This window comes from Serratia sp. GW822-FHT06E05, assembly GCF_058799445.1.
The window spans coordinates 446,811-461,256 of sequence record NZ_JBXALM010000002.1; the positions used below are offsets into that span (position 1 = coordinate 446,811).

Genomic DNA, 14,446 nt, shown 5'->3' on the forward strand with positions numbered 1-14,446 from the left:
AATGAAGATGAACGAACAGATTACTCAGCGCCTGACGCTGGCAGAACAGGCGGCCCGCGAAGCCGGAGCCAAGGCGCTGGATTATTTTAACCGCCGCGAGAGCCTGGTGATTGAAACCAAACGCGATGCGCAAGACGTGGTTTCGATTGCCGATCGCGAGGTTGAACTGCTGATCCGTGAACACATCGCCCGCCAATTCCCGCAAGACGGTTTTCTGGGCGAAGAGTTTGGCCTGCAACCCGGCGATTCCGGTTACACCTGGGTGGTGGATCCGATCGACGGCACCAGCCCATTCGTTAACGGCATGCCGAACTGGTGCGTGTCCGTGGCGGTGATCCATCTGGGCGAGCCGGTGATCGGCGTAATTGTTGCCCCCTGCCAGCAGGAGTGTTTTAAGGCCGCGCGCGGCGCGGGGGCTACCCTCAACGGCAAACCACTGCGGGTGGATCCCAAGCGCACCATGCAAAACCACGTCACCGGTTTTGGTGCCAACAGCTATGTTAAACCGGAACGCGTCGGCGAAATTGCCGCCGCAATCACCGCCGTGGGCGGCAGTTTCTTCCGCAACGGTTCCGGCGCCATGATGTTGGCCTGGGTGGCGGCAGGACGGCTGGTGGGCTATTACGAACCCTACATGCACGCCTGGGACTGTCTGGCAGGTTACTGTCTGGTGAACGAAGCCGGTGGCTGGACCCACCCGTTCAATACCGAAGGGGAACGTTTACTGCGCGGCGGGCCGGTGCTGGCGGTGGCCCCTGGGGCGAAAGAAGAGTTAATGCGTATTGCACAGCTCTGAATTGACGTTGAATAGCCCCCTGGAGGGGGCTATTCAGACTACTGACAAACACTCGAAAAGGCTAAACCGGTAGGGGTCGAACATGTTCGACCCGATTTAACGCATTGATTATGCTATCGGGCGCAGCATGCAGCGCCCCTACCATTAAACAACACAGCACTTTGTCAACGGCCTTAATAGCCCCTGATGGGGGCTATTGCCTGAGTGAAAGGACGAACATGTTCGACCGCGAGGCATTTACAACCCGCGTTTTTCCATCAGCACCGCCAGATCGACCAGGCGGTTAGAGAACCCCCACTCGTTGTCGTACCAGGCAAGCACCTTGACCAACTTGCCGCCGATCACCAGCGTGGAAAGCCCATCAATAATCGACGAGCGCGGGTCGCCTTTATAATCGCTCGACACCAAAGGCTCATCGCTGTAACCGAGAATGCCCTTCAGTGGCCCTGACTCCGCAGCCTGGCGGAAAGCGGCGTTGATTTCTTCGCTGGTCACTTCGCGTTTCAGCGTGACCGTCAGGTCGACGATAGAGACCACCGGCACCGGCACTCGTAGCGAATAACCGGTCAGGCGGCCATCCAGGCTCGGGATCACCTTACCGAGCGCTTTCGCCGCACCGCTGGAGTAAGGCACAATCGACTCCGCGGCGGCACGGGCGCCCCGTAAATCTTTTTCCGGCTGATCGTGCAGCGCCTGGCTGTTGGTGTAGGCATGGGTGGTGTTCATCAGGCCGTACTCAATACCAAAGGCTTGATGCAGCACCTGCGCGGCGGGCGCCAAACCGTTGGTGGTACAACTGCCGTTGCTGACCACCCGATGCTTGGCCGGATCGTACTGATCCTGGTTAACACCCATCACTATCGTAATGTCGTCGTCTTTTGCCGGCGCAGAGATAATCACTCGCTTGGCGCCACCACGCGTGATGTGCACTTCCGCCTTGGCTTTGTCGGCAAAAAAACCGGTCGCTTCGATCACCACGTCTACGCCCACGCTTTTCCATGGAATGGCGCCCGGATCTCTTTCAGAGAAGACATGAATTGGCCTGCCGTCCAGCAGCAGCTGGTTTTCACCGGCCTCGACGCTGGCCGCCAGCCGGCCCGAGAGCGAATCGTATTTCAGCAGATGCGCCAGGGTTTTGCTGTCGGTCAAATCATTGATCGCCACAACTTCAAAGTCGCTGCGACCTAACGCAGCACGCAAAACATTCCTGCCGATTCTGCCGAATCCATTAATGCCTACTTTGACCATGATCTACTCCTTCGTTATTGGCTCTGGTGTAAATTTAAGCCGCAGGGAGCATGTCGTAAATGACGTTTATAGATCAATTTATGCCAAAGTGCGTGAATGGAAGCGATCGCGGTATTCGGTTGGGGTCAGTTGCAGATGCCGTTCGAAAACGCGGCGCAGATTGAGCGCATTGCCGAAACCGCTGCTGGTGGCGATTTGTTCAATGCCTTGTGAGCTCTGTTCCAGACGCTGACGGGCGATGTACAAGCGCCCTTCTTCGACAAATTTGGCGGGTGAAATGCCGGTTTCACGCGTGAACACGCGCGTAAAGTTGCGCGGACTCATGGCAACCCGTTCGGCCAGTTTCTCAACGGAAAGATCCTCGGCCAGATTCTCCAGGATCCAGCTCTGCAGATCGCGGATAGGGCCCGGTGTTTTGGCCTGATTCAGTGGGTAACGGCTGAACTGCGCCTGCCCGCCGGGGCGGCGCAAAAACATCACCAAATCCTGCGCCACTTCGCGGGCCTGCACGAAACCGTAATCGTCCTCCACCAGCGCCAGCGTGAGATCAAACCCGGAGCTGACGCCGCCAGAGGTCCAGACCGCACCATCCTGTACGTAAATCGGCCCATTTTCGACCTTCACTTTGGGGAAACGGGCCTGCAAGGTTTCCAGCAGTCGCCAATGGGTGGTCGCCCGGCGGCCGTCCAGCAGACCGGCCTCGGCCAGCAGCATCGCCCCACCGCAAACGGAGGCCACGCGCCGCGCTTTGGGGGCCGCACGGCGGAGCCAATCCACCACAAAGGCGCTTTCTTCCTCGGTCGCCCCTTTGCCGGTAACGATAATGGTATCGCGTTCCACCTCAGGGTCGAGATCCGCCAGGCGATGATCGGCCAACAGATTCAAACCGGACAAGCCATGCACCACCCGGTGAGTTTGCGTGGTGACTATCGCCATCTGGTAGAGCGGCGCGTCATCGGGCCGCAAGCGGTTGGCCTGCATCAGGATGTCGGCGATCCCCGCCGATTCGAACAGCATGCCCCCTTCGGGGACGATAATCAGAAATGTATGCATGGCCTTAAAATACAAAATCGACAAAATAAGTCAATAACGCTTCCCGGTTTGAGAAGCGTTTTCTCTCATCAGCGCCAGCCCAGCGCCGGGGCGACATGGGTCAGGATCGACTCAATCACGTGGGCGTTGTAGTCAACGCCCAACTGGTTGGGCACGGTCAGCAGCAAGGTATCGGCTTCGGCAATCGCTTCGTCCTGCGCCAACTGCTTGATCAGCAGTTCCGGCTCGGCGGCATAGCTACGGCCGAATACCGCGCGAGTCTGCTGATCGATATACCCCACCTGATCGCTGTCCTGACCGCTGTTGCCGAAATAGCTGCGATCCTGCTGGTTCATCAGCGCAAAGATGCTGCGGCTGACCGACACCCGCGGCTGGCGTGCATGACCCGCGGCCTTCCAGGCATCGCGATAAGCGCGGATCTGCTTGGCCTGCTGCACGTGGAAGGGCTCGCCGGTTTCGTCGTTTTTCAGCGTCGAGCTTTGCAGATTCATGCCCAGCTTCGCCGCCCAGATCGCCGTGGCGTTTGAGCTGGCGCCCCACCAGATGCGATCGCGCAGCCCGGCGGAGAAAGGTTCTACCCGCAGCAAGCCCGGCGGGTTCGGGAACATCGGTTGCGGGTTAGGTTCAGCAAAGCCTTCGCCACGCAGCGCCTCCAACAGGACGTCGGTATGGCGGCGCGCCATATCGGCTTCGGTCTCGCCTTCGGCAGGCGTGTAACCAAAATAACGCCAGCCATCAATCACCTGTTCGGGAGAACCGCGGCTGATGCCCAGTTGCAGCCGCCCGCCGGAAATCAGGTCGGCGGCGCAGGCATCTTCGACCATATAAAGCGGATTTTCATAGCGCATGTCGATCACGCCGGTGCCGATCTCAATACGCTGGGTTTTGGCGCCGATGGCCGCCAACAGCGGGAATGGCGAGGCAAGCTGGCGGGCAAAGTGGTGTACGCGAAAATAAGCCCCATCCGCCCCCAGCTCTTCTGCCGCAACGGCAAGATCAATGGATTGCAGCAGCGCATCTGCCGCCGAACGGGTGCCCGACTGCGACGAAGGCGTCCAGTGGCCGAAAGAAAGGAAGCCGATTTTCTTCATGGGGTGATCCTTAGATTCATTAATGACCGGATTACAGTGACAAAAATCGCCCCCTTCCGGCCAGAAATATCGTGGCCGATCGCACTAAACGGATCCTTTTACGCCACAACGCCACACTGCCTGAGCATTGTAATCAAAAAGTAAATATCGTATAACAGGCTCCTCCGAGGGGTGTCCTGTTACGGGCTGAGATGGCGCAAGCCGAACCCTTTGAACCTGATCTGGGTCATGCCAGCGAAGGGACGGTCGGCAATCCCCTCACGGCGGTTGCCTGTTCATACCTCACCTCAGCGCGCCCGGATCTCCACTCACTTTTGGAGGTCCCATGTTTACTCCCTTATTCGATAACGGTCTTTACGGCAAGCTGCGCCAACAGGCCGGCGGTTACTGGCAGGACTATGTCGCACACCCCTTTATTCAGCAACTGGCCGCCGGTACGCTGCCGGAACCCGCTTTTCGCCGCTACCTGACGCAGGATTATCTGTTCCTGATCCACTTTGCCCGCGCCTATGCCCTGCTGGTCAGCAAACTGCGCACCCTGCCGGAAATGCGCGCCGCTACCGCTTCGCTCAATGCCATTGTCGCCGAACTGCCCCTGCACCTGGCCTATTGTGCCGACTGGGGATTGAGCGAACCGCAGATAGCCGCCGAACCCGAAGCGCCGGAAACCCTCAATTACACCCGCTATGTGCTCGATATCGGCCACGCCGGAGATGCTCTGGATCTGCTGGCAGCGTTAATGCCCTGCGTCGCTGGCTATGCCGAAATCGGCCTGCGCCTGCTTAACGATCCCAACACCGTGATGGAAGGCAATCCCTATGCCTCGTGGATCCGCAACTATGGTGATCCCACGTATCTGAGCGGCGTACAAGCCTCCCTCGACCTGCTGGAAAACGTTGGCCTCCAGCGGGGTGCCCCAAGCCGTCTAAACGAACTGTCGGCGATTTTCACCACCGCCACCCGCCTGGAATCCGCCTTCTGGCAGATGGGGTTGAATGCCCAATGAGCCTCGGCGACACGCAGTACGGCAATGCCCGGCCCGGTATTCAGGTACGGGATCTGACCCTGCGCTTTGGTCAGCAGGTGATTTTCGATGGTCTGAATTTCGATATCGCCGGCGGCAGCTTCGTTGCCCTACTCGGCGCCAGCGGCGCGGGGAAGACCAGCCTGCTGAAGATCATCGCCGGGCTGGCGAAACCCACTTCCGGTACGGTTATCGGCAGCGATGGCCTGCCGATAACCGGGCGTATCGCCTATATGGGACAAAAGGATCTGCTCTATCCCTGGCTGACAATTGACGAGAATATTAGCCTCGGTGCGCGGCTGCGCGGCGAAAAGGTCGACCGCGCCTGGGCGGAACATCTGCGGGAACGCGTGGGCTTGACCGGCTATGGCCGCAGCTTGCCTGCCGCACTGTCCGGTGGCATGCGTCAACGTGCCGCTATTGCCCGCACGCTGTATGAGCGCCAGCCGATTGTGTTGATGGATGAACCCTTCTCCGCGCTGGATACCATCACCCGCGCCATGATCCAGCAGTTGGCCGCCGAACTGCTGGCGCAGCATACCGTGCTGCTGATCACCCACGACCCCATGGAGGCCTGCCGCCTAAGCCACCGCCTGCTGGTGCTGTCCCGTTATCCGGCGGGGCTGGACGACAGTCATGTTATCGAGGACTTACCGCCGCGAGCGCCGGACAATCCTCAGCTGCTGAAAAGCCAGAGCGAGTTGCTGCTGCAACTGGTGAGGGCCGCCGGATGAAAAACCTCCCTGAAAGCCGTCTGTCGCGGATGCGTCGCAGCCTGACGGTGTTCGCCGGCCTGTTGCTGCTGTGGGCACTGGCCACGCTGGGCGATATCCCCGCCTTCCTGTTGCCCTCCCCCTCGGCGGTGGCACAGGCGCTGTGGGACAACCGGGCGTACCTCGCTTATCACACGCTGATCACCGCCTCGGAGATCGCCTGCGGTTTGCTGGCCGGGGTTTTGCTCGGTGCCACGCTGGCGCTGTGCATGATCTTTTCGCCGCGCCTGCAGCGCTGGTTGATGCCGTTGGTGCTGACCAGCCAGGCGATCCCGGTGTTTGCGCTGGCGCCGCTGTTGGTGCTGTGGTTCGGCTTTGGCATGAGCGCCAAAGTGGTAATGGCGGTGCTGGTGATTTTCTTCCCGGTCACTTCCGCCTTCTTCGATGGGCTACGCCGGGTCAATAACGATTATCTCGATCTGGCCCGTACCCTACGTGCTTCTCCCTGGGCCCAACTGCGTCACGTGCGGCTGATGGCAGCGCTACCGGCTTTCGGTTCCGGACTGCGGATGGCCGCCGCCGTCGCCCCTATCGGCGCCATCATCGGCGAATGGGTTGGCTCGGCGGAAGGCCTGGGTTACGTCATGCTTAACGCCAACGCGCGCATGCAGACCGACATCTGCTTTGCCGCGCTGTTTATTTTGGTGCTGATGACCGTCTTGCTATGGGTGACGGTAGACGCGCTATTGCTGCGCCTGATCGACTGGGCACCGGAAAATGATTGATCGCCTCACAACAACAAGGGTAACAACCATGCTTAAAAATACCGTCTGCGGGCTGCTGCTCGGCGCCACGCTGGCAAGCCAGGCCAATGCCGCGGAAAAACTGACGCTGGTGCTCGACTGGTATATTAACCCCGACCACGCGCCCATCATGGTGGCCGAGCAGATCGGCGCCTTCAAGGCCGAAGGGTTGGACGTCAAGATTGTGCCCCCTTCCGACCCGGCGCTGCCGCCGCGCCTGGTGGCGGCAAAACAGGCCGATTTGGCCATCACCTACCAGCCGCAGCTGCACTTTTTTACCGATCAGGGCCTGCCGCTGGTGCGCGTAGGCACCCTGATTAACTCACCGCTTAATACCGTGATGACGCTGGATAAAAGCATCACCACCCCGGCAGGACTTAAGGGTAAAAAAATCGGCTATTCGGTCAGCGGCATCGAACAAGCCACCTTGGCGACCATGCTTGAGCATGAACACCTCAACCCCAATGAAACCAAACTGATTAACGTTAACTTCCAACTGACCAGCGCCCTGCTGGCGGGCCAGGTCGATGCGGTAATCGGCGGCTATCGCAACATTGAAGCGCTGGAGCTGAAACTGCAGGGCAAAGATCCGGTGGTATTTAACGTGGAAGACTACGGTGTGCCGAGCTACGACGAGCTGATTATCGTCGCCAATCGCGATTCGCTGGCCGAGCCGAAAATCAAAAAATTCCTCGCGGCGCTGAAAAAAGGCAGCGACTATCTGCACGCCCATCCGCAGGAAAGCTGGCTGGCGTTCGCCAAAGCCCATCCGGAACTCAATACCGAGCTGAACAAACAGGCCTGGCAAGCCAGCCTGCCGCTGTTCGCAACCGATCCGGCGAAGCTGGATAAAGCGCGCTATCAAGCCTACGAACAATTCCTGTTCGACAACAAGCTGATCAAAAAAATCACGCCGGTGGAGCAATACGCGGTGGAGCTGAATTAAAGGTTATTCGCTTTATCAGGGGCGCTGTATGTCGCGCCCCTGCCATTCCCCCTCAGGCAGAAGGCGCGACGGTAACGTCACCCTGACCGCTGCGCTGCAAAGCCTGCAGCACCAGGCCACTCGCCTTGCACCGCTCCACAAAATCACGCACATAGGCCGCCCCCGACGCTTTTTGTCGCGGAACCGCCATGGCCTGCTGGATGGCAGTGAAATGCCCGGCCAGCACTCGATACCCCGGGTTTTGCGCTGCGGCAGCCAGCAACGGTTGACGCACGCCCGCAGCCGCATCCAACCCCTGTTCGAGGAACAAGGCGATCGCGTCGGCGGAGGTATCGGCACGTACCAGTTGCGCCTGCTTTAAGGTTCGCGACAGATACAGGTCGTAAGCCGCTCCCTGGCCTACGGCAATGCGCACCTCGGGCCGATCAAGTTCGGCAACCTGTTGCCAGGCAGACGCCTGGGCCACCAGATAGGTCCCCTCAATGATCGCATAAGGCGCACTGAACGCGATCTGCGCCGCCCGCACTGGTTCGATGGCCATAAAGGCGATGTTCCAGTCTCCGGTTTCCAACGCGGCAAAAACCTTGCCTGCGGCATCATAGGTCACCAACTCCAGCGCCACGCCCAACTCGCGGGCCAGCGCGCCGGCCAGCGTCACGGATACCCCCTGAGGTTCGCCGTCTGGCCCCCTCTGCGCCAACACCGGATTGCCCAGATTGATGGCCGCACGCAGGATCCCCTGCGGGGCCAAATCATCGAGTACGGCGGCGGGAATGCTATGCATGGCTTTCTCCTGAAAAAAAGGGTGAAGGTGTTTCGTCGACGCTCTCCATTAAGGCTAGAGCCAAACCTCGGATGAGCAACATTCAGCCGCTTTTCGCCTCGCTGGCGTGATTCATGTCACACTATTGTCACAAAAACGACCGATCGCACTCTGCCACGCCAGGGCAGCGCAAACACGCATTGACCCTGGCGCTTTCAATGCGCTATACCCTTCCTCTTTCGCGTCGTGCTTGGGTCGGCGGCGTTTGCCAGGGCAGTTAAGATTTCCTTTTTAATCAGACAGGGTACGGTGGATGGTTTCAGCATTAATCTCGTTTGCACTTTTTTTAGCCTCAATTTTAATCTACCGCACCCGTGCCGCCGCCAACCGCTGGTGGCTGGCCACCCTGCTGACGCTGCTGGGCAGCTATCTGATCCTCAACGTGGTGCTGATCGCCAGCAACTACTTTACCGGTGACGGCATTACCGATGCGGTGATCTACACCCTCACCAGCAGCCTGAAGGGCGCCGGCGTCGGTAAATACCTGCTGCCGTTTGTCGGCCTGCTGGCGGTGCTGGCGCTGATCTTCACCCTGCTGACCTGGAGTCTGGTACGGCGCAAGGCGAAAAGCAGCAGCGTGGTTTACAGCGTGCTCGCCGTGCTGCTGGCGCTGTTTTCCGTCGGCACTACTCCCGCCTTTCAGGACATCTCGCTGTTGGTGAAGAGCCAGATTAGCGGCGATACCGCCGACTTTGACACCTATTACAAAGCACCGAAGAAAACCGTACAGGGCAAAGCGCCGAACCTGGTGTATATCTATGCTGAAAGCCTGGAGAGAACCTACTTCGACCAACAAACCTTCCCCGGCCTGACCGACGAACTGAACCAGCACCGCGAAAACAGCATCGACTTCAGCAATACCCAACAGCTGCCCGGCACCGGTTACACCATCGCCGGTATGGTGTCTTCACAGTGCGGTATCCCACTGTTTGCGCCCTTTGACGGCAACGCCTCCAGCGCGGTATCCACCTTTTACCCGGAAAACGTCTGCCTGGGCGACGTGCTGAAATCCGCCGGGTACGACAACTACTTTTATCAGGGCGCCGAGCTGGCCTTCGCCGGCAAGGACACTTTCCTGAAATCGCACGGTTTTGACCATGCCTACGGCTTTAAGGAATTACGCGGACAGGTTAGCGACCCCGGCTACAAAAATGACTGGGGCTGGTACGACGATACCGTGCTGGACGTGGTGTTCGACAAATTCATCGAGCTGTCGAAGCAGAACAAAAAGTTCTCGCTGTTCGCCTTGACCGTGGACACCCATCACCCGGACGGCTTTATCTCCGCCAGCTGCAGCAAAAAGTCGTTCCGTTGGCAGAATAAAGAGAATCGGTCGCTGAGCGCAGTAGCCTGCAGCCAACAGCATATCGCCGCGCTGATCGACAAAATCAAGGCGTCCGAGTACTTCAAAAATACCGTTATCGTGGTGTCTTCGGACCATCTGGCGATGAACAATACCGCCTATGACATCCTGACCAAGCAGAAACGCCGCAACCTGTTCTTTATTATCGACGGCACCCGCCCGCAGACCGCGCTGCATAACGAGAAGCGCAGCACGCTGGACAACGGCGCTACCGTGCTGGACGTGATGGGTGGCGATAACTACATTGGCCTCGGTCGCAGCAGCCTGTCCAGCCCAACGCTGGCGACGTTGTTTTTGAATATCGACGAAAAAATCAACGCCTGGAAACCGGCGGTGGTCAAGCAATGGGGCTTCCCGAACAGCATCACAAACTACAGTCTCGACGATCGGGGCAACCGCTTTACCTTCTCCGGCATCACCTTTAAGGTGCCGTTTATTCTGAAGGTGACGGACAACAAAATTGAGCCGATGTTTAACGTCTACCTGTCCACGCCGCTGAAAAAACAGCTTGCCGGACTGGGGGCGGGTGAGAAATTCGTCTGGGTCGACAAATGTTATGAAATCGGTCGGGTGTGGTCGCCAGAACTGGCGTTGAGCACCGACACCTGCGTCGCGTCGGGCAGCCTGGCCGCCCCACCGCACATCGTGCAGGCCAAAGGGGGCAGCTATCGCGGCAAAATAGACTTTGAGCGTCCGCCAAACGATAGCATCGCCGCCTACCAAAGCGCCGTCGATAAACTGAAAGTCGACGACGCCGCCGTTAAATATCACGCGGACGCCATCGCCTTTATGCTGCCGGGCATGCCGGAACAGGTGAAGGCGATCACCGGTGTTTCCAGCGTCGAGGACTGGGGCCGTTGGTCAGACGCCAACCTGGCGCCGACGGTGAATATTGATTACGTCGATCCGCTGCCATCAGCATTCGATCTGGTGCTGCGCGCCCGCGCCTACGGTAAAAACGTCGGCGAACCTATCTCGGTGCGCGTCGGCAATCAGGAACAGTTTGTGACGCTCAGCGAACAGGACACCACCGTGACGCTGCGCTTCGACAACCCTGCCGGAGCCAGAAACATCAGCATCACGCCGCCGGCCCCCACGGAGCCACAAGAAGGTGCCAGCGGCGGTTTTGTACCGAAGAAACTGGGTATTGGCCTGGTCTCGCTGAAAGTGGAACAGGCTGCCCCCGCCTCCTGATCATCGCGCTGCATGCGGCGTCCGCGTTATTCGGGGCGAATTTATTCGCCCCCTGCCGTTTCTCCAAAGCTTTTGCGCTCATCTTCGGCTAACCTGTTGCTGTGAATTGATATCGGCATCCGTATGCCTCCCCGCCGCATAGCCGGGAGAACCAAGGAGAAAGTATGAGCAGTCAGCAATCCGGCACCGGCCTTACCCCCGCTCAGGCAGTCGAACAACTGGAAGCGCTGTATGTCGCCTCGGTTGAGGCGCTGCGCCAGGCGGTCGGTGACTTTATCAGCCATGGCAGTCTGCCCGACGCGCAGACCCGCGCGGCAGGGCTATTTGTTTACCCTGAGCTGCGCGTCAGCTGGGACGGGAAATCGCCCGGTCAAACCAAAACCCGCGCCTATGGCCGTTTCACCCACACCGGTTGCTATACCACCACCATCACCCGCCCGCATCTGTTCCGCCATTATCTGACAGAACAGTTGACCATGCTGGCCGGGGAGTACGATGCGCATATCGAAGTGCGGCCGTCACAGCAGGAAATACCTTTCCCTTACGTGATCGACGGTTCAAACCTGATGCTGGATCGGTCGATGAGCGCCAGCCTGGCGCAGCATTTCCCCACCACCGAGCTGGCGCAAATTGGCGATGAGACTGCCGATGGCCTGTTTCACGCCACCAGCACCTTCCCGCTTTCGCACTTCGACGCCCTGCGCGCCGACTTTTCGCTGGCGCGGCTGCGGCACTACACCGGCACCCCGGTGGAGCATTTTCAGCCCTTCGTGCTGTTCACCAACTACACCCGCTATGTGGATGAGTTTGTTCGCTGGGCCTGCGCCGAAATAGCCGATCCGGCCAGTCCTTATATTGCGCTGTCGAGCGCCGGCGGCATCTATATCACGCCGGAAACCACCGCACCGGATCAGGCGGTCTCCGACCTGGCGTGGAAAAACCACCAGATGCCGGCCTACCACCTGATCTCGCGCACCGGCCAGGGCATCACGCTGATCAATATCGGCGTCGGCCCCTCCAACGCCAAAACCATCTGCGACCATCTGGCGGTGCTGCGCCCCAGCGCCTGGCTGATGATCGGCCACTGCGGCGGCCTGCGCGAAAGCCAGTCGATTGGCGACTACGTGCTGGCGCACGCCTACCTGCGGGACGACCACGTGCTGGATTCGGTGCTGCCACCGGATATCCCGATCCCCAGCATTGCCGAAGTACAGCGTGCGCTGTATGACGCCACCAAAATGGTCAGCGGCATGCCCGGCGAAGAGGTAAAACAACGCCTGCGCACCGGCACCGTGGTCACCACCGACGATCGCAACTGGGAGCTGCGCTATTCCGCTTCGGCGCTGCGTTTTAACCTCAGCCGCGCCGTCGCGGTAGATATGGAAAGCGCCACCATCGCCGCTCAGGGCTACCGTTTCCGGGTGCCTTACGGCACGCTGTTGTGCGTGTCCGACAAACCGCTGCACGGTGAAATCAAGCTGCCCGGCCAGGCCAACCGCTTTTATGAAGGGGCCATTTCGGAACACCTGCAGATCGGTATCTGCGCTATCGACCTGCTGCGCGCCGAGGGCGATCGCCTGCATTCCCGCAAGCTGCGTACCTTTAACGAGCCGCCGTTCCGCTGATGGCGAAGGATCTGGGCCCGATTCGGCACAATGCCGTTCACTTAAGGTGTTTTTTAGGCCAGTTCGATGTTTTTTCGGTCGATAAACGGGTAAAGCTCCATGAGGTTCTTAAACTCCGACCGAGCAAGGGACCGTAGGCGCGGTCCCTTGCAACCCGCGCCTTTGCCCTATCAGACGGTTGGCTGTGCCAACGACTCTCACTTCATCACGCCGCATCACGGCCGGCTACGACAGGCGTCCCTGCCTGTCTCGCCTGAAACCGCCGTCCATGGCGGTTTCGCCTATGCGCCGCTCCTGCGTTCGACGTCTTCAAGGGCAGCCAACAGCGTGCTCATCTCACCCTTTTCATTGTCTTTCATCACGCAACGTCAAACTCAGGGGATAAGTTGCCCAGTGGCTGCTGATGCGGGTGTTGACCTTGGCGCGCATCACCCTCTGCCGAGCAAGGCGGCGTTGTCAGGGGCAACCGGCCAGGGAAGGCCGGTTGAGGCGAGACTAACAGGGAGGTTTGTCGTAGCCGACCCGCCCGACAACGCGGGTGCAGCAAGGGTATCCGCGCAGCGGACAGAGGGTGTTAAGCGAGGGCGCGGGTGGAGGGGCCGCGCCTACGGCCCCTCCAATTGCCGTTCATTGCGGTGGTAGAGAAATGCGGGATATTGACGGCAATTCTGCCTGCACTGAGCCTTCAGGGACCGAATAAAAAATGCCCGTCAGGCTTAAGTGAACGGCATTACCGCTTCGGCGGGCTTTTTAACTTTTCATACTCAGATCGTTGATGTACCGACCGCAAATCTGTTACAACAGCGGCTCTCATTCCCCGGACATCACCACACATATGATTGTCAGACCTCAGCAACACTGGTTCAGGCGGCTCTTCGTCTGGCACGGTTCAGTGCTATCCAAAATTCTGTTTCGCCTCAGCCTTAACGTGGCGATGTCCATCGTCGCCGTGCTGTGTTTTCAATGGTACGAACATCTGGGGGTCAAACTGACCCTGGCACCTTTCAGCCTGCTGGGCGTGGCGATCGCTATCTTTCTCGGCTTCCGCAACAGCGTCAGCTATGCGCGTTTCACCGAGGCGCGGTTGCTGTGGGGCAGCCTGCTGATCGTTGAGCGCTCGCTGCTGCGCCAGATCAAGAGTCTGCTACCGCAGCAGGATCAGGCGGCACGCGAGTTTGCCGCCCTGCTGATCGCGTTCAGCTACTGCCTGAAACACCAGCTGCGCGGCACCGATAGCAGCGCCGACCTGCAACGGCTGCTGCCCAACGTCGATCTGCGAGCGATAGAAAACAGCATGTCCCCCTGCAACCGGCTGCTGTTGATGATGGGCCAATGGCTGGGCGAAAAACGACAATCGGCACAGCTGTCGGACATGCTGTTTCACAGCATCGACCAAAACCTCAACCGGCTGTCGGAGATCCTCGGCGGCTGCGAACGCATCGCCAATACGCCGATCCCCTTTGCCTACAGCCTGATCGTTCATCGCACGGTCTACCTGTTCTGCACCCTGCTGCCTTTCGCGCTGGTGCCGGATCTGCATTACATGACGCCGCTGGTGTCGGTGTTTATCTCCTACACCTTCATCTCGCTGGACTCGCTGGCAGAGGAACTGGAAGATCCGTTCGGCACCGCCGCCAATGACCTGCCGCTCAATGCCATGTGCAACGCGATTGAGATCAACCTGCGCGAAATGAACGACGAAACGGATTTACCGGCGGCCGCACGGCCGGACAGCCGTTACCAGCTCAGTTAACCGGCAACCACGTC

12 protein-coding genes and 1 riboswitch are annotated in these 14,446 nt (G+C 59.3%); of the genes, 8 read left to right on the forward strand and 4 right to left on the reverse strand.

What is annotated here, in order from left to right; genetic code table 11:
- Positions 1-7 precede the first annotated feature (7 nt).
- Positions 8-796, forward strand: coding sequence for an inositol monophosphatase family protein (locus AC1RKC_RS09725; protein ID WP_197821119.1), 789 nt, complete (start codon positions 8-10; stop codon positions 794-796).
- A 237-nt stretch (positions 797-1,033) separates the two neighbouring features.
- Here AC1RKC_RS09725 and gap read toward each other — a convergent pair whose 3' ends face one another.
- The 3 genes from gap to AC1RKC_RS09740 form a co-directional block, all read right to left on the reverse strand.
- Positions 1,034-2,044, reverse strand: a complete 1,011-nt coding sequence (gene gap, locus AC1RKC_RS09730; protein ID WP_044552338.1) for a type I glyceraldehyde-3-phosphate dehydrogenase — start codon at positions 2,042-2,044, stop codon at positions 1,034-1,036.
- A 78-nt stretch (positions 2,045-2,122) separates the two neighbouring features.
- Positions 2,123-3,097, reverse strand: coding sequence for a GlxA family transcriptional regulator (locus tag AC1RKC_RS09735; RefSeq protein WP_176984310.1), 975 nt, complete (start codon positions 3,095-3,097; stop codon positions 2,123-2,125).
- Positions 3,098-3,165: 68 nt separating this feature from the next.
- The gene (locus AC1RKC_RS09740; protein ID WP_046373166.1) at positions 3,166-4,188 is read right to left on the reverse strand and encodes an LLM class flavin-dependent oxidoreductase; all 1,023 of its coding nucleotides are present in this window, start codon (positions 4,186-4,188) and stop codon (positions 3,166-3,168) included.
- 157 nt (positions 4,189-4,345) lie between these two features.
- A riboswitch (TPP riboswitch) is annotated at positions 4,346-4,448 on the forward strand.
- A gap of 65 nt (positions 4,449-4,513) precedes the next feature.
- Between AC1RKC_RS09740 and AC1RKC_RS09745 the strand changes: the two genes are divergently transcribed.
- From AC1RKC_RS09745 to AC1RKC_RS09760, 4 genes are read left to right on the forward strand one after another with little or no spacing between them, the layout of a single operon-like run.
- Positions 4,514-5,194 carry a TenA family protein gene (locus tag AC1RKC_RS09745; protein ID WP_493092324.1) on the forward strand — a complete coding sequence of 227 codons (681 nt, stop codon included), beginning with the start codon at positions 4,514-4,516 and terminating at the stop codon, positions 5,192-5,194.
- Positions 5,191-5,946 carry an ABC transporter ATP-binding protein gene (locus AC1RKC_RS09750; RefSeq protein WP_493092323.1) on the forward strand — a complete coding sequence of 252 codons (756 nt, stop codon included), beginning with the start codon at positions 5,191-5,193 and terminating at the stop codon, positions 5,944-5,946. The genes AC1RKC_RS09745 and AC1RKC_RS09750 overlap by 4 nt, the downstream gene beginning before the upstream one ends.
- The gene (locus AC1RKC_RS09755; protein ID WP_261158691.1) at positions 5,943-6,710 is read left to right on the forward strand and encodes an ABC transporter permease; all 768 of its coding nucleotides are present in this window, start codon (positions 5,943-5,945) and stop codon (positions 6,708-6,710) included. The genes AC1RKC_RS09750 and AC1RKC_RS09755 overlap by 4 nt, the downstream gene beginning before the upstream one ends.
- A gap of 28 nt (positions 6,711-6,738) precedes the next feature.
- On the forward strand, positions 6,739-7,674 hold the full coding sequence (locus tag AC1RKC_RS09760; protein WP_493092322.1) for an ABC transporter substrate-binding protein: 936 nt from the start codon (positions 6,739-6,741) through the stop codon (positions 7,672-7,674).
- Between the two features lie 52 nt (positions 7,675-7,726).
- Here the strand turns inward: AC1RKC_RS09760 and AC1RKC_RS09765 are convergent, their stop codons facing one another.
- Positions 7,727-8,458: an ABC transporter substrate-binding protein gene (locus AC1RKC_RS09765; protein ID WP_259217799.1), complete on the reverse strand. Its 732-nt coding sequence runs from the start codon at positions 8,456-8,458 to the stop codon at positions 7,727-7,729.
- Between the two features lie 292 nt (positions 8,459-8,750).
- On the opposite strand from AC1RKC_RS09765, the gene opgB reads away from it, so the two are divergent.
- The 3 genes from opgB to AC1RKC_RS09780 all read left to right on the forward strand — a co-directional run bounded on the left by opgB (position 8,751) and on the right by AC1RKC_RS09780 (position 14,432).
- A complete protein-coding gene (gene opgB / locus AC1RKC_RS09770) occupies positions 8,751-11,054 on the forward strand; it encodes a phosphatidylglycerol--membrane-oligosaccharide glycerophosphotransferase (RefSeq protein ID WP_493092321.1) in 2,304 nt (767 codons plus the stop codon).
- 164 nt (positions 11,055-11,218) lie between these two features.
- Positions 11,219-12,679, forward strand: coding sequence for an AMP nucleosidase (locus AC1RKC_RS09775; RefSeq protein ID WP_046373160.1), 1,461 nt, complete (start codon positions 11,219-11,221; stop codon positions 12,677-12,679).
- An 835-nt stretch (positions 12,680-13,514) separates the two neighbouring features.
- Entirely contained in the window at positions 13,515-14,432 is a 918-nt protein-coding gene (locus tag AC1RKC_RS09780; RefSeq protein ID WP_041415501.1) for a bestrophin family protein, read from the forward strand.
- Positions 14,433-14,446 lie beyond the last annotated feature (14 nt).